At 29.5% G+C, this 19,046-nt stretch carries 23 protein-coding genes and 1 pseudogene; 17 read left to right on the top strand and 7 right to left on the bottom strand.

The annotated features are described in order from the left end of the window. The first annotated feature begins 3 nt into the window (after positions 1-3). From ACMGE9_RS06430 to ACMGE9_RS06420, 3 genes and pseudogenes are all read left to right on the top strand, one after another. A complete protein-coding gene (locus ACMGE9_RS06430; protein ID WP_414044407.1) occupies positions 4-759 on the top strand; it encodes an SDR family NAD(P)-dependent oxidoreductase in 756 nt (251 codons plus the stop codon). A gap of 15 nt (positions 760-774) precedes the next feature. Continuing rightward, the gene (locus ACMGE9_RS06425; protein ID WP_133454717.1) at positions 775-1,512 is read left to right on the top strand and encodes an SDR family NAD(P)-dependent oxidoreductase; all 738 of its coding nucleotides are present in this window, start codon (positions 775-777) and stop codon (positions 1,510-1,512) included. Positions 1,513-1,920: 408 nt separating this feature from the next. Then, positions 1,921-3,049, top strand: a pseudogene (locus ACMGE9_RS06420) (IS3 family transposase). On the opposite strand, the gene ACMGE9_RS06415 reads toward ACMGE9_RS06420, so the two are convergent. Beyond that, entirely contained in the window at positions 3,046-3,408 is a 363-nt protein-coding gene (locus tag ACMGE9_RS06415) for a hypothetical protein (protein WP_414044406.1), read from the bottom strand. The pseudogene ACMGE9_RS06420 and the gene ACMGE9_RS06415 overlap by 4 nt on opposite strands. A gap of 116 nt (positions 3,409-3,524) precedes the next feature. Here ACMGE9_RS06415 and ACMGE9_RS06410 point away from each other — a divergent pair, with 116 nt between their 5' ends. The 12 genes from ACMGE9_RS06410 to ACMGE9_RS06355 all read left to right on the top strand — a co-directional run bounded on the left by ACMGE9_RS06410 (position 3,525) and on the right by ACMGE9_RS06355 (position 11,782). Next, entirely contained in the window at positions 3,525-4,811 is a 1,287-nt protein-coding gene (locus tag ACMGE9_RS06410; protein WP_414044405.1) for a serine/threonine-protein kinase, read from the top strand. A 16-nt stretch (positions 4,812-4,827) separates the two neighbouring features. Further along, positions 4,828-5,082 carry a hypothetical protein gene (locus tag ACMGE9_RS06405; protein ID WP_414044404.1) on the top strand — a complete coding sequence of 85 codons (255 nt, stop codon included), beginning with the start codon at positions 4,828-4,830 and terminating at the stop codon, positions 5,080-5,082. A 4-nt stretch (positions 5,083-5,086) separates the two neighbouring features. Next, complete coding sequence (locus ACMGE9_RS06400; RefSeq protein WP_414044403.1) at positions 5,087-5,629, top strand: hypothetical protein; 543 nt, start codon at positions 5,087-5,089, stop codon at positions 5,627-5,629. Positions 5,630-5,990: 361 nt separating this feature from the next. Continuing rightward, entirely contained in the window at positions 5,991-6,452 is a 462-nt protein-coding gene (locus ACMGE9_RS06395; RefSeq protein ID WP_414044402.1) for an 8-oxo-dGTP diphosphatase, read from the top strand. A gap of 264 nt (positions 6,453-6,716) precedes the next feature. Then, positions 6,717-7,217: a GNAT family N-acetyltransferase gene (locus tag ACMGE9_RS06390; RefSeq protein WP_414044401.1), complete on the top strand. Its 501-nt coding sequence runs from the start codon at positions 6,717-6,719 to the stop codon at positions 7,215-7,217. Between the two features lie 32 nt (positions 7,218-7,249). After that, positions 7,250-7,858, top strand: a complete 609-nt coding sequence (locus tag ACMGE9_RS06385; protein ID WP_414044400.1) for a hypothetical protein — start codon at positions 7,250-7,252, stop codon at positions 7,856-7,858. Positions 7,859-7,909: 51 nt separating this feature from the next. Beyond that, positions 7,910-8,473: a GNAT family N-acetyltransferase gene (locus ACMGE9_RS06380; protein WP_414044399.1), complete on the top strand. Its 564-nt coding sequence runs from the start codon at positions 7,910-7,912 to the stop codon at positions 8,471-8,473. 25 nt (positions 8,474-8,498) lie between these two features. Next, positions 8,499-9,119 (top strand): hypothetical protein, encoded by a 621-nt coding sequence (locus ACMGE9_RS06375; protein WP_414044398.1) that lies wholly within the window; start codon positions 8,499-8,501, stop codon positions 9,117-9,119. A 39-nt stretch (positions 9,120-9,158) separates the two neighbouring features. After that, on the top strand, positions 9,159-9,716 hold the full coding sequence (locus tag ACMGE9_RS06370) for a histidine phosphatase family protein (RefSeq protein WP_414044397.1): 558 nt from the start codon (positions 9,159-9,161) through the stop codon (positions 9,714-9,716). Positions 9,717-9,736: 20 nt separating this feature from the next. Continuing rightward, entirely contained in the window at positions 9,737-10,210 is a 474-nt protein-coding gene (locus tag ACMGE9_RS06365; RefSeq protein WP_414044396.1) for an NUDIX hydrolase, read from the top strand. 190 nt (positions 10,211-10,400) lie between these two features. Continuing rightward, on the top strand, positions 10,401-10,904 hold the full coding sequence (locus ACMGE9_RS06360) for a hypothetical protein (RefSeq protein ID WP_414044395.1): 504 nt from the start codon (positions 10,401-10,403) through the stop codon (positions 10,902-10,904). A gap of 398 nt (positions 10,905-11,302) precedes the next feature. Beyond that, positions 11,303-11,782: a TspO/MBR family protein gene (locus tag ACMGE9_RS06355; protein ID WP_414044394.1), complete on the top strand. Its 480-nt coding sequence runs from the start codon at positions 11,303-11,305 to the stop codon at positions 11,780-11,782. A gap of 235 nt (positions 11,783-12,017) precedes the next feature. On the opposite strand, the gene ACMGE9_RS06350 is transcribed toward ACMGE9_RS06355, so the two are convergent. Both ACMGE9_RS06350 and ACMGE9_RS06345 read right to left on the bottom strand, forming a co-directional pair. Next, positions 12,018-12,935 (bottom strand): ABC transporter substrate-binding protein, encoded by a 918-nt coding sequence (locus tag ACMGE9_RS06350; RefSeq protein WP_414044393.1) that lies wholly within the window; start codon positions 12,933-12,935, stop codon positions 12,018-12,020. A 78-nt stretch (positions 12,936-13,013) separates the two neighbouring features. After that, positions 13,014-14,024, bottom strand: coding sequence for an ABC transporter substrate-binding protein (locus tag ACMGE9_RS06345; protein ID WP_414044392.1), 1,011 nt, complete (start codon positions 14,022-14,024; stop codon positions 13,014-13,016). 710 nt (positions 14,025-14,734) lie between these two features. Between ACMGE9_RS06345 and argF the strand changes: the two genes are divergently transcribed. Next, a complete protein-coding gene (gene argF, locus ACMGE9_RS06340) occupies positions 14,735-15,757 on the top strand; it encodes an ornithine carbamoyltransferase (protein ID WP_414044459.1) in 1,023 nt (340 codons plus the stop codon). Between the two features lie 18 nt (positions 15,758-15,775). Then, positions 15,776-15,988 carry a hypothetical protein gene (locus ACMGE9_RS06335; RefSeq protein WP_414044391.1) on the top strand — a complete coding sequence of 71 codons (213 nt, stop codon included), beginning with the start codon at positions 15,776-15,778 and terminating at the stop codon, positions 15,986-15,988. 79 nt (positions 15,989-16,067) lie between these two features. Here the strand turns inward: ACMGE9_RS06335 and ACMGE9_RS06330 are convergent, their stop codons facing one another. From ACMGE9_RS06330 to ACMGE9_RS06315, 4 genes are all read right to left on the bottom strand, one after another. Beyond that, positions 16,068-16,610, bottom strand: a complete 543-nt coding sequence (locus ACMGE9_RS06330; RefSeq protein ID WP_414044390.1) for a PepSY domain-containing protein — start codon at positions 16,608-16,610, stop codon at positions 16,068-16,070. 75 nt (positions 16,611-16,685) lie between these two features. Continuing rightward, positions 16,686-16,847, bottom strand: a complete 162-nt coding sequence (locus tag ACMGE9_RS06325) for a hypothetical protein (RefSeq protein WP_414044389.1) — start codon at positions 16,845-16,847, stop codon at positions 16,686-16,688. Between the two features lie 166 nt (positions 16,848-17,013). Further along, positions 17,014-17,679, bottom strand: coding sequence for an ABC transporter ATP-binding protein (locus ACMGE9_RS06320; protein WP_414044458.1), 666 nt, complete (start codon positions 17,677-17,679; stop codon positions 17,014-17,016). Positions 17,680-17,693: 14 nt separating this feature from the next. Next, positions 17,694-18,743 carry an ABC transporter permease gene (locus ACMGE9_RS06315; RefSeq protein WP_414044388.1) on the bottom strand — a complete coding sequence of 350 codons (1,050 nt, stop codon included), beginning with the start codon at positions 18,741-18,743 and terminating at the stop codon, positions 17,694-17,696. Positions 18,744-19,046: the final 303 nt, after the last annotated feature.

Below are 19,046 nucleotides of genomic sequence, written 5' to 3'. Positions count from 1 at the left end.
ATAATGAAACGACTAAAAGGAAAAGTAGCAATAGTAACAGGTGGAGCAGGTGGAATAGGTTCAGGGATTGTTAAAGCTTATGTTCAAGAAGGTGCTAAAGTCGCAATTATTGATATTAACAAAAATAAAGGAGAAGCATTAAGTAAATCTTTAAATAAAAAAGGATTTGATACACAATTTATATATGCCGATTTAACCGACAAAGAATCTTTAAAATCTTGTGTCAATTTTGTGATAAAGAAATATGGACAGATAGATATTTTAGTGAATAATGCTCATGCTTCAAGAATGAAAAGTTTTTTAGATATCACTGAAGAAGATTTAGCATTATCGATGAAGACAGGATTTTATGCTACCTTCCATCTATGTCAGTTAGCAATGCCGTATTTGATAAAAAATAGAGGAAACATTATAAACTTTGGGTCTGGAGCTGCCATGAAAGGAGACCATCATCAAGGGGCTTACGCGGCAGCAAAAGAAGCGATAAGAGGAATCACACGTGTAATAGCTAACGAATTCGGTAAAGATGGTATAAATATTAATATAATTTCTCCGATTGCTTATTCTGAAGGAGTAGAGGCGTGGCGCAAGGAAAATCCAGAATATTATGAAAAGGTAGTACAAGGTATTCCGTTACAGAAATTTGGGGATATATATAGTGATATAGCACCAGTTGCGATATTTCTTGCAAGTGATGAATCTAAATACATTACAGGTCAGACATTTATGGTAGATGGCGGTAGTATTAAATTGTATTAATAAGGAGGGGTTATAATGGAACGAATAAAAGATAAAGTGATGATAATTACAGGCGCTGCACAAGGTATGGGAAAAGTTCATGCAGAATGTGCGATTGCAGAAGGAGCTAAAGTTGTTATTACAGATATTAATGAAGAAAAAGGAAATGAAGTTGCTAAACAATTAGGTGAGAAAGCATTGTTTATAAAGCATAATGTAGCTGATGAAGAAGATTGGAAACGTGTGATTAAGGAAACATATGATAAGTGGGGACGCGTTGATGTTTTAGTAAACAATGCAGGTATTACATATAATATGAAGATTGATGAGATTACTTTAGAAGATTATATGAAGATTATCAATATCAATCAAGTCTCTGTTTTTTTAGGTATTAAATATGTTTCAGAAATTATGAAAACGCAAAAGTCAGGTACAATCATTAATATTTCATCGATGAATGGCTTAGTAGGCGGAGCAATAGGTTATACGGATACTAAATTTGCAGTCAGAGGTATGACAAAAGCAGCGGCAAGAGAACTTTCACCTTATAATATTACAGTAAATTCTGTGCATCCAGGTGTAATTCATACACAGATGCTTGAGCAACCTGGTGTAAAAGAAGCGGTAGAGAAATTTAAACAAACTATTCCTATGCGCCGTGTTGCTGAAGCTAAAGAAGTGTCTCATATGATTATCTTCTTAGCATCTGACGAAGCTAGATACTCTACAGGATCAGAATTTGTGATTGATGGTGGAGTTACTGCCACTGTTTAATCTGTAAAGCATTTTATGATTTTTAGATATTACAAGCATCAATATCAACAAATACGAAATTTAAATGTAGTAATTTTTCAGAATATTAAGTATGAATTAAACTGATGTAAAGCAAAACTAAGTATTTTAAAAAACAGGAAATTTATAAATAAATATTGATAAAAGAGTTTTATGGTTAAGTTATGCAAGCTATCAGAACGGTGGTAATTGGATTTTAAACAAAGATAAAGAAGGTTATACAAGGGATTAATTAAATAGAATTTAATATATTTAATAATTTCTCCGACGGCTCATAAGATTGGAGGAATTTCTTTCGTAGTTAATATATTATTTTGAATCGTCTACACTTAATTGGACAACTTTCCTGAGGGAATGTATTGTTAAATTAAGAAAGTAGGCGATTTTATTATGGCTAGACAAAGAAGAACATTTACACCTGAATTTAAACTTCAAATGGTTCGTTTATTTGAAAATGGAAAATCTAAATCAGATATTGTTAGAGAATATGATCTAACACCTTCGACGTTAGATAAATGGATTAAGCATCATCAAAATAGTGGTTCATTTAATGCTGCTGATAATCTAACTAATGATGAAAAAGAGCTCAGAAAGCTACGTAAAGAAAATCAACAATTGAAGATGGAAAACGATATTTTAAAGCAAGCAGCGCTGATCATGGGACGAAAATAGTAGTCATTCAACGTAATGCACATCAATATTCAGTATCAGCAATGTGCAAAGTCCTAAAAATACCAAGAAGCACTTATTATGATTCAATAAAAAGAACGCCAAATAAACCAAAAAAAGATGACTTGGAATTAGAACAAGCTATCGTTAGTACTTTTAACTTAAATAGAAAGAGCTTTGGTACAAGAAGAATTAAAAATGAATTAAATAAATTAGGTATTATTGTATCTAGACGAAAAATAGGTCGTATTAAGAAAAAATATAATTTAATATCAGTTTATACTAAAGCTAAATATAAAAATCATCAGAAAGAAACAAATGAAAAATTAATAAAAAATCTCTTGAATCGTTCATTTACAAGGGAACAGCCTTTAGAAGTTTAGGCAGTGATTTAACGTATGTTAAAGTCACAGGAACATGGCATTACATATGTTTATTTATTGATCTCTTCAATAGAGAAATCGTTGGTTATAGTGCAGGCAAAAATAAAGACGCCCATTTAGTGACGAAAGCAATTAGTAAAATTAATCATAATTTAGAACAAATAGAATTATTCCATACAGATAGAGGAAAGAATTCGACAACAAATTGATAGATGAAGTATTAAAAACATTTAACATCAAACCGTTCATTAAGTATAAAAGGCTGTCCTTATGATAACGCCGTTGCAGAAGCAACGATGAAAGCAATAAAAACTGAATTTGTAAAACAAATGAAATTTGAAGACTTGAACCAGTTAGAAACCGAATTATTTGATTATGTGAATTGGTACAACAATTTTAGACCACATTCTTCATTACATTATTTAACGCCTGTGGCGTTTAAAAATTTACACATGAAAAGTGTCTAAGAAACTGTTGACATTCCAAACTTGATGATAACTCGATCATAATATTTTTCGTATTGTGACAGTTCAACACCTTCATAATTGATACCTTCTAATACACCTAACTCTTTCGTCACTTTCTTAATCGTCGTAAGTAACCACGTATCGTAGGAAAGTTTGAGTAAACATACGGCTGTCTGACCTACATTAAAGTATCTCGATTTGTTCCTCCAAAATAGCCATTGTGTATTCACTTCTTCTGGATTTTGTTTAAATACTTCCATAGGATCAACAAAACCATTTGATTGGTTGAATTTAATTTTCACATGATTCATTTCTTCTTCAGAAAAGCCAAGTAAATCATTCAGTTTTATTTGTGACATAATCAATGCTCCCTTTTCTAGTTAAGTAATATAATCATATCAAACAAGTGTGATTGTGAGATAATCGAATTGAAAATAACTGATACAAATTATCAAAAATTGGAGTAGTGAGGACATTGCTAAATGAAGCATTTAAAGAGATATCAAATGTATTTATTGGAGATGAAGGTGATTTATATAGTTATAAAACAGGAGCAAAGCTAGTAGAATTCTTTAATCAATACTTTAATTATAGAGATAATTATAAACAGGGATTTCCAAGTAGATGGCTTTACGTTTGTAATAACTTAATTGATTTATATAACAAAGGTAAGATTAATCAGTTTTTTACATTGATTCTTAGTAAAGAATTCATTTTAACAGAACGTAAAAGCGATGAAGTAGATGCAATTAGCCATTCGACTATAATTCTTCAAGAGCTACGAAGAATAATAAGAGCATATTCATATGATTTAATTAAAAGTAATAATAGTAAAATTAAATTAGTTAGTATTAATAAAGATTTAATATATGTTGCTAGTGGTGGCTATGCTAACGTGTATTTACAACAATCTACTGGATATATAGTAAAAAAACTTAAAGAGGATTTTGTTGTTGATAATGCAATAAGAAGCCGCTTCAAGAGAGAGTTTAATATTACAAAATCATTGAATGACTTACCGAATATTATAAAGGTATATGACTTTGATGATCAAAGTGTTTCTTACCAAATGGAAAAAGCAGAAGTGACTTTAGAAAAATATATAAATGATTATGATATAACTTTTGAACAAAGGCTTTCGTTAATTAGACAAATATTGGATATAATGAGTAAAGTACATGAGAGGAATATTATACATAGAGATTTAAGTCCTACTAATATATTTATTCTGAATGGCATGATTAAAATTTCAGATTTTGGTCTAGGTAAAGATTTGAATATGTTTAGCTCTCATCAAACTTTAACCACATATGGTGTAGGACAATTCTATTATTGTGCTCCTGAACAGTTCATGTTACTTAAAGATGGAGATATGAAAAGTGATGTATATTCTTTAGGGAGAGTATTAACTTTTGTATTAACAGGAGAAATAAAATCTGATGACCATCAATTTAAGAGCTTAGTTGACAAAGCATGTAATGAAAATCCAGATTACCGTTTTAATAATGCTAGCGATTTGTATATAAACTTTGAACGCAGGATAGAAATTATCAATGATAAAAATCATGATGAGAAGATGTTAGCTAAGATTATAAAAGGCAAATATGAAGATGATGTTTTAGAATATTTATATGGATTAGCAGGAAACAGAATATGTGAATTAATAGCTAGTAAGCATAATAATATTAATCAGGCTATTATTAAATGCATGGAAAATGATGATAAAAAAGCTCAAATTATGATAAAAAAGCTCAAATTATGATAGAAAAGATCAAATTATGATAGAAAAGATATCTAATAATTATATTGACGTGGCAGGTAAAGATTATAATCGATACGATGGATTTGCAAAACTCACATCAACCATTCTTAAAATGTCATTTTCATTTATAGTTTTAGAGATATCCGCTAAAATTTTAGTCTTTGTTGCTTGTTCAGTGAATAGATTTTATGCACAAGATCTTGTTAAAGAAGTAATTAATTTTGGAATTGACCCAATGATTGAAGATATTTTGACAGAACAGGGAGATTGAAGAGATGAAAGTTAATCAGTTTCAAGATATGAAAGATAAATATAACGGTGCTAGAGAAAATGAAAGAGATGATTTACGTGAGCTACTAAAACTATATTTGGAGAAATCATTTGATGGTGTAGTGAAGAAAGGTAGTCAAGGATCGAGTGCATATACGAGAAAAAGAAGCATAGCTAAGTATGACTTAACTAATTGGATGTATATTGAGGGAAGCTTCTATTTTGACAAAAGGTATTGGCATTTTATTATTGAACTCCAGTCTATTGATCAAGATCCAGTTAGTAAAAATGTACATGTATTAATGGATCGTATATCTGTCATGGTAGATGAAATTCATGAAAAAGAGCATTTAACCAAGAAAAATAATTCAGGTAATGGTAGATATACTAAACAAAGTTATTCTTTAAACGACTGGGCAAATGCAACAACTGATATAGATTTACCTTTAAATATAAATTTTACTGTAGAAGAAAATAAAATTTTTGAAAGTAATCCAAAAGCAATGAATGTAATAGAGCAATTGTTTAATGAGGTTAGAAGGATATAATGATAAACTTGATAATCTTATGTCATTTATTATAAAAAGCATAGCTTTAATATTTGATGACACCTTTAACAATTGAAATAAACCGCAGTCTTAATCGATACGCTGAAAGTTATCACAAATAATGCGGTTATTTTCTGGGAAATACCGCAGTCTTCAGAGATACGCTCAGAGTTATCATAAGTGATGAGGTTTTTTATTGGTATAACCTCATGATTGAGAGATGTGCTAATATTTATTATAAGAAATGATTTTCGAAAAAATATAAAATTTATGTTGTATACAGTAGAGCTTCGGCTACTATTTTTGGTTATTGTAACAAATGTTATAATCGAATTAAATAGGACTGAGATGAGGGCATATGATGAGTAGAGCACAGATGGCAATTATTACGAATATGTGTATGGTGGAACGACTTGACGATTATATATTAGTTCAGGATAGACAAGGAAAATCGTGGCCAGGTGTTACATTTCCTGGAGGACATGTTGAAGAGGGTGAATCCTTTCATGCTTCGGTTGTTCGTGAAGTTCTGGAGGAGACAGGATTAACTGTTCGAAATCCTAAACTATGTGGTATTAAACAGTTTATGACTGAGTCAAATGAGAGATATATCGTGCTACTCTATAAAACAACTGATTTTACAGGTGAGTTGCAATCTTCATCAGAGGGAGAGGTATTCTGGATAAAAAAGGATGAATTAAAAAATTACAAAGTAAGTAATGATTTTATGGAGATGTACGAAATATTTATTAACCCAGAACTATCTGAATTTTTTTATGAACTAAATGAGGACGGAGAGAATTGGGATATTAAATTATATTAATTCGTAAAATCTCGAAATAAATAATTACTTTGAATAAACTCCCTATTGTCAATTAACGTATTTAACTGTCAGTAGGGAGTTTTTCATTGAAGGTATGGATTACATGGATATCTTTTTTTATTAAAACTGATGACATTAAAAATTAATGAATAAGGTAAATTCGTAAAACAATATTTAGCAACTAATTTAATAGTCAAAAAAGATAAAAGAATATAGAGATGCTAATTAGCAATACAAAACAGACTTTTAGGGAGTGTGATTTACTTGGTTATTTTAGAAACGGAACGTTTAATCCTACGTGAGTTAAGAGAAAATGACAACGAAAATCTAGGCAAAGTCCTCTCTGATTCCATATCTATGCAATACTATGATTCTCCGTTTAATGAGCATGAGATTGAAGAATGGATTAAGTGGAATATAGGAAATTATGCTACGTATAATTGTGGTCTATGGGCGGTTATTCTGAAGGAAGATGGAACATTTTTAGGTGACTGTGGTATAACGATGCAACATATTGATGGAGAGGTTCTATCCGAGATTGGATTTCATATTATCAAAGAATACTGTAACAAAGGTTATGCCTCAGAAGCGGCGAAAGCATGTATGGACTATGCTTTTGATTTTTTAGGATTTGAACAAATATATTCATATTCAACTATAGATAATCTACCTTCTCAAACGGTAGCTGCAAAAATAGGTATGAAGAAACATAAAATATTTGATAAGAACGGTTTGAAACATATTGTTCATTTTGTAGAGAAGTGAAGTATATAAAGCAATAAATAAGGAGGGATTTTTTGCCTAAATTTAATGGGGTTATTATTGAGGGTTATTCGTACACAGGGAAATCATCGATATTTAATGAATTAAAGAAATTACAAGCATTATCAAATAAAGAACGTTCAGCAGTCTATATTACAGAACACTTCACTCAAATTCTCAACGTTAACAAACATGATGAGATAATTGAAATATCAAAAGATAATCATATTTCGTTATTAGAGTCGCATTTGAATTATTTGTCTCAACTATCGAATTGGATTAATAATGAGATAAATCATGGTAAAATTTCTAGTGATCTTTTTTATGTGATTGAGAGATATCATTTAAATCATATAGTGCATTTTGGGAATTATCATGACATTATTCAAATACAAAATAAAATAATGGAATTAAATCCACTTTGTGTTCTGTTAACTGTTTCTAAGAGTGAAATTAGCAAACGAATCCAGCTTAGATATCCGCAAATAGGTAATCATGATTTAAAAAAAGAAATTGAAAAGTTTACACAATTTCAAGAGTATTATATAAAAGCTGTAAGCAATACAGTCATTCCGTATAAGATTGTAAATACTGATAGTATGGATTGGGAAGGTTTAGCGAGTCAAATTTATTCTCATATATAAGAAATAACTACAAAATTTTTAATAAAAAAGAAATGAAAAAGGGGTACTTTTATGAAAATTTTAAATTATTCATCAAAATATGAAGACTCATGGATTCGAGGTAGAATCTTATCATTTCTTTACACGCAGTACTACGATGATGTTCTTCAAACAAAACCTAAAATCGATGGTATAGAATTAATTTGTGTAGAAAACAATCAAGTAAATGGATTACTCGATATCGAAATTAAAAATGCTTATTGTAGCTATGATAAGCATCAAAAAGGCGCAATGATAGAGACAATCGCAGTTCATCCTGATCATCAATCTAAAGGTATAGGTCAAAAATTATTAGAAGTTGCTGAAGAAAGAATGAAATTAGAAGGTATCGAATATTTAGAAGCTTGGACTAGAGAAGACGATGCAAGTAATCAATGGTATATAAAAAATGGATTTTCTCAATTTAACTCATATTATCATGTATTCACAAGTGGAGAAGTGAGTACTTATAATCCCTATTTTCATCCGGTATTTACTTTTGGACATGTAACGGATAGAAAGCAAATTGATGAAACGGTAGTAGACAGAATTTATGAGTGTAGGGGTTATGTGAAAAAATTATGTATACAGAACTAATAATAAATCTAAGAAAGAGTGTTATATGAAGATACTAATTGCACAACCTAGACAAGAAGAAGAAATAACCCAATTGAGAGATGCTATTACTACTCATCTTGAAGTAGATATTTTTTTATTTCCAGAAGGATATATTTCAAATAGCGATAAATTAATAGACGTACAAAAACTAGCTAATGAAAATAATAAAATTATTATAAGTTCCTATAGGAAAAACAATAAAGATGTTGCAGTAGTTATTGATGAGTTTGGAAAAGTAGTATATTCGCGTGATAAGACAGGATCTTCTCCTATCGAAAAGTTAGTCCATCCCTTGCATTTCAAGTTAGGAAAATATAATGTGGGTTATATTTTATGTATGGAAATTCTAAAAGGATATCGCGATTTTAATACTGACATACAACTAGATATCGTTTTTCACCCCATAGGTGTAGGAATGTTCAGTGAAGAACAATTAGAAGAATGGCTAGAAGCGGCAAAGAAATTAGCAATAAAAACAAAATGTAAAGTAATAGGTACAAGTCATGCTGATGGATCTTATAGGAATTGTGGAGTCTCAATTCCAATTGCATATATGATTGATGAATATGGAAAAGTATTATTTTTATCTAAAAATAATACAAAATCTAATATAGTAGAAATTTAATTCATGAATCTAATCATTTAATAATATAGGAGTGCTTTAATGAAAAAATCTATATATCTTGTAAGACACGCTGAATCAACTAAGTCTGATTTAGACGAACGAAATAGAGGACTAACTTTAAAAGGTGTTGAGGATGTAAATAAAGTAACACAATACTTTGAAAACATTAATGTAAGCAAGGTATATTCTAGTCCGTACAAAAGGGCAATAGATACAGTTAAACCATTATCGATAAATAAGGGATTAGATGTTTCGTTGGTAGAAGATTTGAAAGAATGTATTTTTTCTAACCATACTTTACAAGACAGTGAAGTATATCCATTAGTCGAAAAATTATTAGATGATAAAAAGTATAAAGAACAGGGTGAAAGTTTAGAAGAAGTCCAAATTAGAGGTATATCGATTATCCAAAAGATATTAAAAGAAAATAATGAAGCTGTCGTTATAGGGACGCATGGTGTAATCATGACAGCAATACTGAATTACTTTGATGATAAATATGATTACAAATTTTTACGAAGTACTTCAAAGCCTGATATATATGTAATGGTATTTGATGGATGCCAGTTTGTGGATTGCATTTCTAGGAATGCTTAAGAAAGAGAAGAGGATTGTATATGAGAGCACCATGTAACGTATTAGTTTTGCCATATATAATAAATGAGAATGAACCATTTTTTTGTATTTTCAAGCGACAAGATATGCAAATTTGGCAGTTCGTTGCCGGTGGTGGTGAAAACAATGAAACACCATTAGAAGCAGCACAACGTGAGCTATATGAAGAAATACAAATGAACTCATTAAAAGTATATAAACTAGATGCAACAACAACAGTACCTGTTGAGTACTTTAAAGATTTTAAAGATCGATGGAAAGAAGGGTTATTTGTAATACCAGTCTATTCATTTGCAGCAGAAGTTGATAATAATATTGTTAAAGTATCATCAGAACATGTAGTTTCAAAATGGTTGAACTATGAAGAAGCAATTGATTTATTGCATTTTGATATTGATAAAACGGCATTGTGGGAACTAAATAAAAGGTTGGTAGTGGAAAGAAGGCAAAACAAAAACACTAAGATAAATAATTAATAACACTTATCATAAAGTAGTCCTTGAAACTAAGTTGAGGGGCTACTTTATTAATTATTGAATCAACAATAGACTTAAATGAAAAAATGAAAATTATACAGATGAGAATAGATTATAATTACCATTTTAATTGTATAAAACTGCTTAATAATGTCATAATTTGGATATAAAATTATGACAGAGGTGCACTATGAAAAAGATATTATTACCTATATTAACGGCGTCTTTACTTCTAACATCTAGCATTTTACCAATGGAAAGAGCTGATGCAGCTACGTCAAAGACATCAATTCAAAAATCTAAACTCGCTTTAGCATATTTCACTAAAGATATTGGAACATATTCATTTACAAGACAAGAAATATTAAAAGGTGAATATTTGTTACGTTATCCAGCAGGTACTACAAAAAAACATAGTAAAACTTTAGATGTGTTTAAGCTTGATTACACATTCAAAGGGGCACCTAAAAATATGACTTTTTATTCAACTAAACTACCACGCGGAAACTTTGCTACAGTTATAGGTGTTAGTGATGATACGATTCTTACTTCAGGCACGCAATCTATTATTGATTACAAAGGGTTAGTTAAGAGTGGTAAGAAATATAGTATGAAAAATTATTTGAAGTATAAAAATACTAAGGAATATAGTAGTATCTTAAAAAAAATTAAGTTTGTTAAAAATCCTTATTAAGAAAATTTTAAAGTGAAGTAAATAAAGACCAATCAAAATAAGAACTCCTATTTCTATCGTATCGATATGAAAAGGAGTTCTTTTTTATCTTAATTACGTGTTTTTTGATGATGCTAAAAAGTATATGACTCGGATTTTTTAGTGAATAATGTATATTTAATCAATTAATGGTGATATAGCATACTTAGGAGAGTGGAAAATATGAAAGTAGAGTTAGCTTTAAAATTACAAGATAACTTATTGAAATCCTAAGATATTATGGATAAAATTGCTGAAATAAGACAATAAAGAAAATGAGTTTGTGATTCCTACGTAAGAACATCCAACATTCCTATACCTTTTGTTTGTTGGTTATGCAATGTGTTTTTTATAAAATGGTATTAAGGAGGAGTGTTCAAATGACAAATTGTAAAAAATATATACGCATGGCTTTACCACTGGCTGGAGGACTGATAGTTGGAAGATTAACCGCTAAAGCGCAGGAAGATTATAAGGAATTTAAACAACCACCGTTTTCTCCACCAGCAGCTGCATTTCCTATAGTATGGCCAATCCTTTACACATCGATGGGTGTTGCCCATCATCTCGCTACTAAAAGTAGTAATGATCAATCTCTAACTAAAGCGCATTATACGCAACTTGCACTGAATTATGCATGGTCATTATTATATTTTAATTTGAAACTAAGAGGTACTGCATTAATCGAAAGTTATTGTTTACTTGCAGCAGCTATTATTACTGCACAAAAGTTTTATCGAGTGAATCAAGTATCAGGTTTCATGTTGATTCCTTATATATGCTGGTTGAGTTATGCGAGCTATTTAAACGGTGGTAATTGGATTTTAAACAAAGACAAAGAAGGTTATACAAGAGACTAATTAAGCAGATTTTAATATAATTAATAAGTCCTCCGACGCAATGAAGTTGGAGGATATTCTTTATGTAAAAACGGCACTCTTAACCGATACACTGAATCTTCGCACATATTATGAGATTTATTACTGGAAAGACCATAGTCATTAAAGAAATGCTCAAATCTATTATAAATACATATAATGAAAAGAGATGCATTGTTTAAATCAATGTATCTCTTTTCATTTAAAATTAAATTGTCTACTTTTTGTAGTTTGTCTTTAAGATTTCTGATTTTAACTTAATACGGAGATTATCGAGTGTTATTGGATCTGTAAACCAGTAGTCCTCAGCTTTATAAGATATAACACGCTTATTTTTAACAGCAGGTAGATTGTTCCATAAATTTGAATTTTCTATATCCATTTTCGAATATGTGGGCTTGCTTAAAAATATATAATCTCCAGCATATTTTCCTATTTCCTCAACAGAGATAGCATCGTATCCTTTATTGTTCTTATTTACTTTTGATTTATATGCTTTAGTCATAGGCATGCCAAATGCATCATGAACAATATCTAAACCACGTCCCCAATTTTTTTGGTAGATGAAAATTTGTTTTGTATCTAATTCGAATACTGAAGCGGTAGAGTTACCGATTTTTTCTTTAATTTCTTGTTTGTCCCTCTTTGAATTTTTATCCCATGTATTTATCCAGTTTTCAGCTTGTTTATTTTTGCCGGTTAGATTTCCGAGCTCAGTTAATATTGACTTATAGTTATACTTTGTATATGTAAAGGGAACAGTTGGCGCAATTTTTTCATATTTCTTCAAATTTTTATCTGATGAATCGGCAATTATTAAATCGGGCTTAGAGTTTATGACTTGTTCAATGTTATTATCTCCTACAAGTTTGACCCCTTTAATATATGGTTTAATAATTGATGAATCCTTAGTCCAATTTGGAACAGCAACAGGTTTTATCCCCAGCTCAATAAGATCTCCTACATAAAATGCTGTTAATACTGCAACGCGTTTTGGATTCTTGGGAACTTTAATTGTTTTGCCATTTTCAAGTTTGTAATCTTTCGTATCATTATTAATTTTTTCTTCCGACTTACTATTGCATGCAGCAAGTAATATAATTGTGGAACAAATAAGGTACAGTAGTTTTTTCATATATTTTCTCCTATAAATTTATCATTTACTTTTTCTAAGTCACTATGACACACAAATTTATTTTTTTGATGTGTATAATTATTTCTTTAGTCCTTTTTCTATTTCTTCAAGTTGGTTTAAAGTGCTTTCTATGCCACCAGCTGTGAAATACCAACTATTCGCATCAAATTGTGTAATTCGATTATTTTTTACAGCTTTTACTGATTTGATTAATGGATTATTAAAATTTGTATGTAACTGTTTACCTGCATTAGGTAAGCGATTAATTGTAAATATTCTTTCGGGATTTAATTTTGAGATATATTCAAAATTGATCTTATGTCCTTTTGAAGTAGCTTTTACTGTTTTATCAATAGGTTTAATACCTATTTCCCGATTTAGAAAACCGCCGAAACGACCGGTATTACCATAAATCTTCATTCCTTTTTCATCTATATCTAGAAATATAATTCTGTCTTGATTGTTTTGAGCTAATTTTTTTACTTCAATAACTTTAGAATCTAGCTTTTTATTTAGAGATTTTGCTTCTGTTTCTTTTTCAAATATCTTACCCATTATGAGCATATTATTTTTAACAGAATTGATATAATCGTCATCATTTGGGCTCATGTACACTAATTGAGCATCAGGTGCTGCTTTTTTTATTTCATCTAATGTCTTCGTATGAGCTTGTCTAAAGCTAAGAAATATAACATCTGGTGACAGCTCAGCAATCTTTTCGAAATTAGGACGACCAGGATTGCCAATATTGACATACTTTTCACCTTTAAAGTCACTTAAATCTTCTGTTAAGAATGCTTCATCTATTCCTTTTGTGATACCTACAACATGATTTTTTAGTTTAAGTTGCTTCATCATATCTAGAGCACCAAGGTCCATAACGATTACTTTTTGAGGATTTATTTGAACTTTTACTTGATGTTTTAATAAATCACCCGGTTTATCTGACTTCATTTCTTCTTTTACAGGGAAATCATTTTGCATAGTGACAGTTTTTTCATCTTTCTCTTTAGGTTTCTCGATATTTCTATTACAACCACCTACAATTAGTAACAATAATATAAAAGTAATACTGAAATATTTTTTCATTATAAATTCCTCCTCGTAAGATAATCTTACTCCAATTGATAGTGATTATCAATGTCAATTAAGTTTCTGTCATAACTTACTAATGCCACTGTTTTGAAATTGAATGTACTAATAAATGATAATATTACTTATGGAAAAGTTTAATATGCCTGTTCCCCGTAATAATTAATGTATATAAATTGTATTATCCTTGTTATGAAACTTGCATGCACTTTCTAATTCATTTCTAATGATGTTATCCCTATTAATAGTTTATCGTCTTATTATGCTGATGATGCAAAGTAAAATAAGTAATGACAAATTTAAATATATCGTTATAGAAAAGTTCTTGAATTTCAAAATTTGTTTCGTTCTAGTTAGGACATATGGATATATAAGATAATGAAAAATAACTTGAAGATATTAAGAAAAGCTGAACAATAAGTATTGTCAGCTTTTCTTAATATATATTTTTACCACTGAAGAATTATCTATTGGTATTAAATATAAGTAATATTTATAAGGAAATGTATATTCCTTATGCAGAAGAAGGTCAACTTGCGACGAGTGGATCATTCAATATTAACAATAAAACAGGGCATTATAATTATTTTAAATGATTATAATGCCTATTTTTTATAAGTTTAATAGTGAATAATTAAACATTAAGTTGCATTAATATAAAAAATGATATACTATATAAAAAAATAAAGGAGATGTGATCAATGGATATAAATAAAGAAATCGTTGAAAAAATTAAAGGAAAAAGTTTTTTGAAAACTATTGATTTTTCTAAAGAAGAATTAAATGTCTTTATAGAGTACGCTCAAATTATGAAGGAAAATAAAAATAGTGACTATTACCTTAAATTATTGAAAAATAAAAATATTGCACTAATTTTTGAAAAATCATCTACACGCACGAGAGCTGCATTTAGTGTAGCTGCGCGAGATTTAGGTGCCAATGTTGATTACTTTGGAAAAGGTGAACTACATCTTGGGTATAAAGAATCCATTGAAGATACTGCTGAAGTATTAGGTAGAATGTATGATGGTATAGAATTTAGAGGACATTGTCATGATGATGTAGAGAAATTATCAAAATTTTCTCACATACCTGTATGGAATGGTCTTACGGATGAGTGGCATCCAACACAAATGATAGCGGACTTTATGACGATAAAAGAAGTATTTGGTACATATGTTGGTAAGACACTTTCTTATATTGGTGATGGACGTAATAATGTGGCATGTGATTTAATGGTCACTGGTGCGATACTAGGTGTAAATATAAATATTATTAGTCCTGAAAAACTATTTCCAGATCCCAATCTTACAAAACTCGCACGAGAATATGCTACTTTATCAGGAAGTATGATTAATGTTAGTTCGGATATTGATAATACGATTACTCATTCAGATGCAATTTATACTGATGTATGGTTTTCGATGGGTGAGGCAGAAAAATTAATTGAAGAACGTATCAATTTGTTAAAGCCGTATCAAGTGAATACAAGTTTATTAGAAAAGACGAAACAACCGGATGTTATTGTTCTTCATTGCTTACCTGCTTTTCACAATTTAGAAACAGAATTTGGGAAATTGATTGATGAAAAATATGGACTTAAAGAAATGGAAATAACAGATGAAGTATTTAAAAAATATCAAAATATTATTTATAAACAAGCAGAAAATAGAATGCATTCTATAAAAGCAATTATCGCTTTAACTCTGGGTGACCTTACAAAATTATAAATGAAAGGAAGACTGGAAATGGAATCAGAAGTTGCGTTAGCATTAAAACTTAAAAAGTTTTTATACAATAAATATGAATTAGAAGTTGGAGAAATTGCGAGTAAACAAATTATAGACTATTTATATGATTCTTTTGAAAAAGTAATCTATGAAGACGTTAAGCAGCGAATATATAATGATTGTGTCAAAGATATTATAGACACAATTAGTAAAGAAAATTTAATCAAATAAAGTGATTTAACTTTTAAACGAACTGACCCCAATTTATTTTATTTCATAAATTGGGGTCTCATATGAATACATTTCTTTTCTAATTGAGAATCTCTTTAGTAGTAGCATCAATTTCAAATTCTTTATATTTACCATCTTTAAATAATTTTAAATAGTACTCTACATTTGCGTTTTCAATGTCTAATCGCCATTCAATGATATCACCATCAAATTTTCTTTGTGCTATTTTTATTATTTCTTCTACAGGTGTTACATTTTTATAATCTAGAATCATTACTTTATCGTCTTCTTTTTTTGAAATAACATCAATGATTTCATTGTTCATAGCATCAATTTTTACTTCATGTGCATTTATATATTCTTTTAAATTCACTTTATATAACCACTTTTTTTCCTGATCATCATAGGCAAATGATATACTTTCTAAATCACCAATCACTTCTTTCTTTGCTGTTTTTATGGCATCATTTACATCTGTTTTTATAGCATTTTCCTTAATCACGTCTATATCATTTGTTGATGACTTTTCTTTAGATATTTCTCCATTATTATTATCATTACATGCACATAGTAGTGTAATAGCAATAACAATAAGTAATAACTTTTTCATTAAAATATTCACTATTTGCAACTCCATTTTATTTTTAATAAGAATTTCCCCATAAAATAAAATTTCAAACAAATATTTTAATTCATATTAATTTTTATTATTTTCTTTCTCCTTCTCTTTTAGTTTTAATGAATTCTTAGTTTGCTTTTCTGTTTTCTTTAAATCTTTTTCAGCTTCCTTTTCGATCGTTTTAGAACATCCATTAAATAATAATATTATTGAGAAAATAGCAGCAATAGTTTTTTTCATAAATTAACCTCCAATCATATTCATTTTAGTACTTCTTTGATGAATACTTCAAAACTTTTGGGATTTAAATACATAGTATTATAAATATAGTAACAAAATTGTGACTAACTAGCATATATTGACGAAAATAAGTACCCCCTCTTATAAACAAGAGGGGGTACTTATTTTAATGTTTTAATTTTAGAACGCCATCACTCATCATATACACTTTATCGAAATAATCTAATAAGCGATTATCGTGAGTGACTATAATCGCAGCTTTATTACGACTTTTCACTTCATTTTTTATTAATTTCATCACTTCAAATGCTTTTTCACTATCTAAACTCGCAGTGGGTTCATCTGCTAATATTAATGATGGGTTTGTATAAATTGCCTTAAGAATTGCAACACGTTGCCTTTGTCCACCAGATAGTTCTGAAGGGAATTGGTTCATCACATCTTGTAAACCTAATTTTTTTACTTCACTTTTTAATTCATCTTGTGAAAGATGATCGTGCTTCACCTTATCTAGTAATTTAAACTGATCTTTTACCTTTAAGAATGGGACTAAGTTGGATGACTGCAAAATAAAACCAAGTTCATTTAACCGTATTTTAGCACGTTTTTTCTCAGATAATTTTGTTACGTCTTGATTATTAATCATCACTTTTCCTTGCGTAGGGCTTTGAAGTAAACCTGCTATCGTAAGGAATGTACTTTTTCCTGAACCAGATGGTCCAACAACTGCAACAAGTTCTCCAGCATCAATTTCAAAATCTACAGGTTTTAATGCTTCAACATAAGTTTGATTTTTACCAAAACTTTTACTCACTTTTTCTAATTTTAGTATCATAATTTATACCTCTATCCTATTGTCTTTAACGGATCGACTTTTCGTATCGAACGAATTGAGAATAATCCACCGAGCAAGGCTGTTAAGATTATTGTTATACCATATATTCCAATTTTATCCCAATAAAACTGTATTGGTACTGCTTCGGGTATGATATTTGCAGTGATAACAGTAAGCCCTAGTGCTATTAATACGGCTATAACTGATAAGATTAATGTCTGGATGAGTAGAGATTTCGCTAAGAATCCATTGCCAATACCTTGTGCTTTTAGTAAACCAAATACTGGTGTTTTCTGTATTGTGATAATGTATAAGAATATACCGATAATAAATGCAGAGATAACAAACAAGAAATAGCTCATTACATCTAAAGTCAATTTTTGTTCTGTATAACCAGGTAGTTTTGTAATAAAAGTTTCTTTTTCAACTGCTTGCAACGTATCATTGAGCTCAATATTTTTATAGTCTTTATCTTTTACTAGAAAGGCACTTACTTTACCCTTTAAACGATTCGACGAGATGATATCAGCAGTATCATTATTTGTAAATAAAGTAGGAACTGAATTATATTTTGATTTATCAGTGAACCCGACAATTTTTAAATCGTCTTCAAAACCTGCAATATCTAATGTATCACCCATTTTAAATCCTTTTTGTTTGATTGAATCATTTGCGACAACTTCAAAGTCTTTTTTAAACATGCGACCTTTCGTTATATTTGGTTTGACAAATTCATCTTTATTAATTCCAAATAACATTGTATTTGATTTGTTGTCATTTTTTGAGATTGTGACTGCAACACTCTTAAGTTTTGCTATTGTATCAAACTTATTATCCAAAGTATCTTCAGCCATTATAGACTGAGCAATATTTTGATTTGATTCTTTAGTGACAACAATTGCATCTGGATCCCACTTATCTAAACTTTCTCTATTGATGTCCATAAGACCATACGATAATCCAGAAATTAAGAATAGTAAGTATGAAATTAATATAAGTACACCTATGATTAGACTGTATTTCAGTTTATTATGGACAACTTCTTTCCATGCTAGAAACATATGACACCTCATTTTTTATATTTGTAAATACATGTATGTATTATAGGTAGAATATTAATATAAAACAATCATCAAATTCAGCTTAAATGTTGGATGCTTTTGGTTATGGAAGTATGAGAGGACAAACTTTAATTTTTTAGCATTGCTAAGGAATTTATTATTGAAATATAGTCTTTACAATAAACTTTGATTTTGTGACTTGTTGTTGTACATATCTCATTAACTGTCCATTAATTCAGCTTTTTCATTGTTTATCATTATCCTAAAATTATGAAATAATGTTTTTGAAATCATTAATAGGGA

The sequence above is a fragment of the Macrococcus animalis genome, from assembly GCF_047425875.1.
Taxonomy (GTDB): domain Bacteria; phylum Bacillota; class Bacilli; order Staphylococcales; family Staphylococcaceae; genus Macrococcoides; species Macrococcoides animalis.
This window is presented reverse-complemented; position numbering and strand designations above follow the sequence as displayed.

Coding starts and splice junctions, on each gene's coding strand:
- ACMGE9_RS06430 (WP_414044407.1), top strand. CDS start 4: ATGAAACGACTAAAAGGAAAAGTAGCAATAGTAACAGGTGGAGCAGGT.
- ACMGE9_RS06425 (WP_133454717.1), top strand. CDS start 775: ATGGAACGAATAAAAGATAAAGTGATGATAATTACAGGCGCTGCACAA.
- ACMGE9_RS06415 (WP_414044406.1), bottom strand. CDS start 3,408: ATGTCACAAATAAAACTGAATGATTTACTTGGCTTTTCTGAAGAAGAA.
- ACMGE9_RS06405 (WP_414044404.1), top strand. CDS start 4,828: ATGATAGAAAAGATATCTAATAATTATATTGACGTGGCAGGTAAAGAT.
- ACMGE9_RS06400 (WP_414044403.1), top strand. CDS start 5,087: ATGAAAGTTAATCAGTTTCAAGATATGAAAGATAAATATAACGGTGCT.
- ACMGE9_RS06395 (WP_414044402.1), top strand. CDS start 5,991: ATGAGTAGAGCACAGATGGCAATTATTACGAATATGTGTATGGTGGAA.
- ACMGE9_RS06380 (WP_414044399.1), top strand. CDS start 7,910: ATGAAAATTTTAAATTATTCATCAAAATATGAAGACTCATGGATTCGA.
- ACMGE9_RS06375 (WP_414044398.1), top strand. CDS start 8,499: ATGAAGATACTAATTGCACAACCTAGACAAGAAGAAGAAATAACCCAA.
- ACMGE9_RS06370 (WP_414044397.1), top strand. CDS start 9,159: ATGAAAAAATCTATATATCTTGTAAGACACGCTGAATCAACTAAGTCT.
- ACMGE9_RS06365 (WP_414044396.1), top strand. CDS start 9,737: ATGAGAGCACCATGTAACGTATTAGTTTTGCCATATATAATAAATGAG.
- ACMGE9_RS06360 (WP_414044395.1), top strand. CDS start 10,401: ATGAAAAAGATATTATTACCTATATTAACGGCGTCTTTACTTCTAACA.
- ACMGE9_RS06355 (WP_414044394.1), top strand. CDS start 11,303: ATGACAAATTGTAAAAAATATATACGCATGGCTTTACCACTGGCTGGA.
- ACMGE9_RS06350 (WP_414044393.1), bottom strand. CDS start 12,935: ATGAAAAAACTACTGTACCTTATTTGTTCCACAATTATATTACTTGCT.
- ACMGE9_RS06345 (WP_414044392.1), bottom strand. CDS start 14,024: ATGAAAAAATATTTCAGTATTACTTTTATATTATTGTTACTAATTGTA.
- ACMGE9_RS06335 (WP_414044391.1), top strand. CDS start 15,776: ATGGAATCAGAAGTTGCGTTAGCATTAAAACTTAAAAAGTTTTTATAC.
- ACMGE9_RS06325 (WP_414044389.1), bottom strand. CDS start 16,847: ATGAAAAAAACTATTGCTGCTATTTTCTCAATAATATTATTATTTAAT.
- ACMGE9_RS06315 (WP_414044388.1), bottom strand. CDS start 18,743: ATGTTTCTAGCATGGAAAGAAGTTGTCCATAATAAACTGAAATACAGT.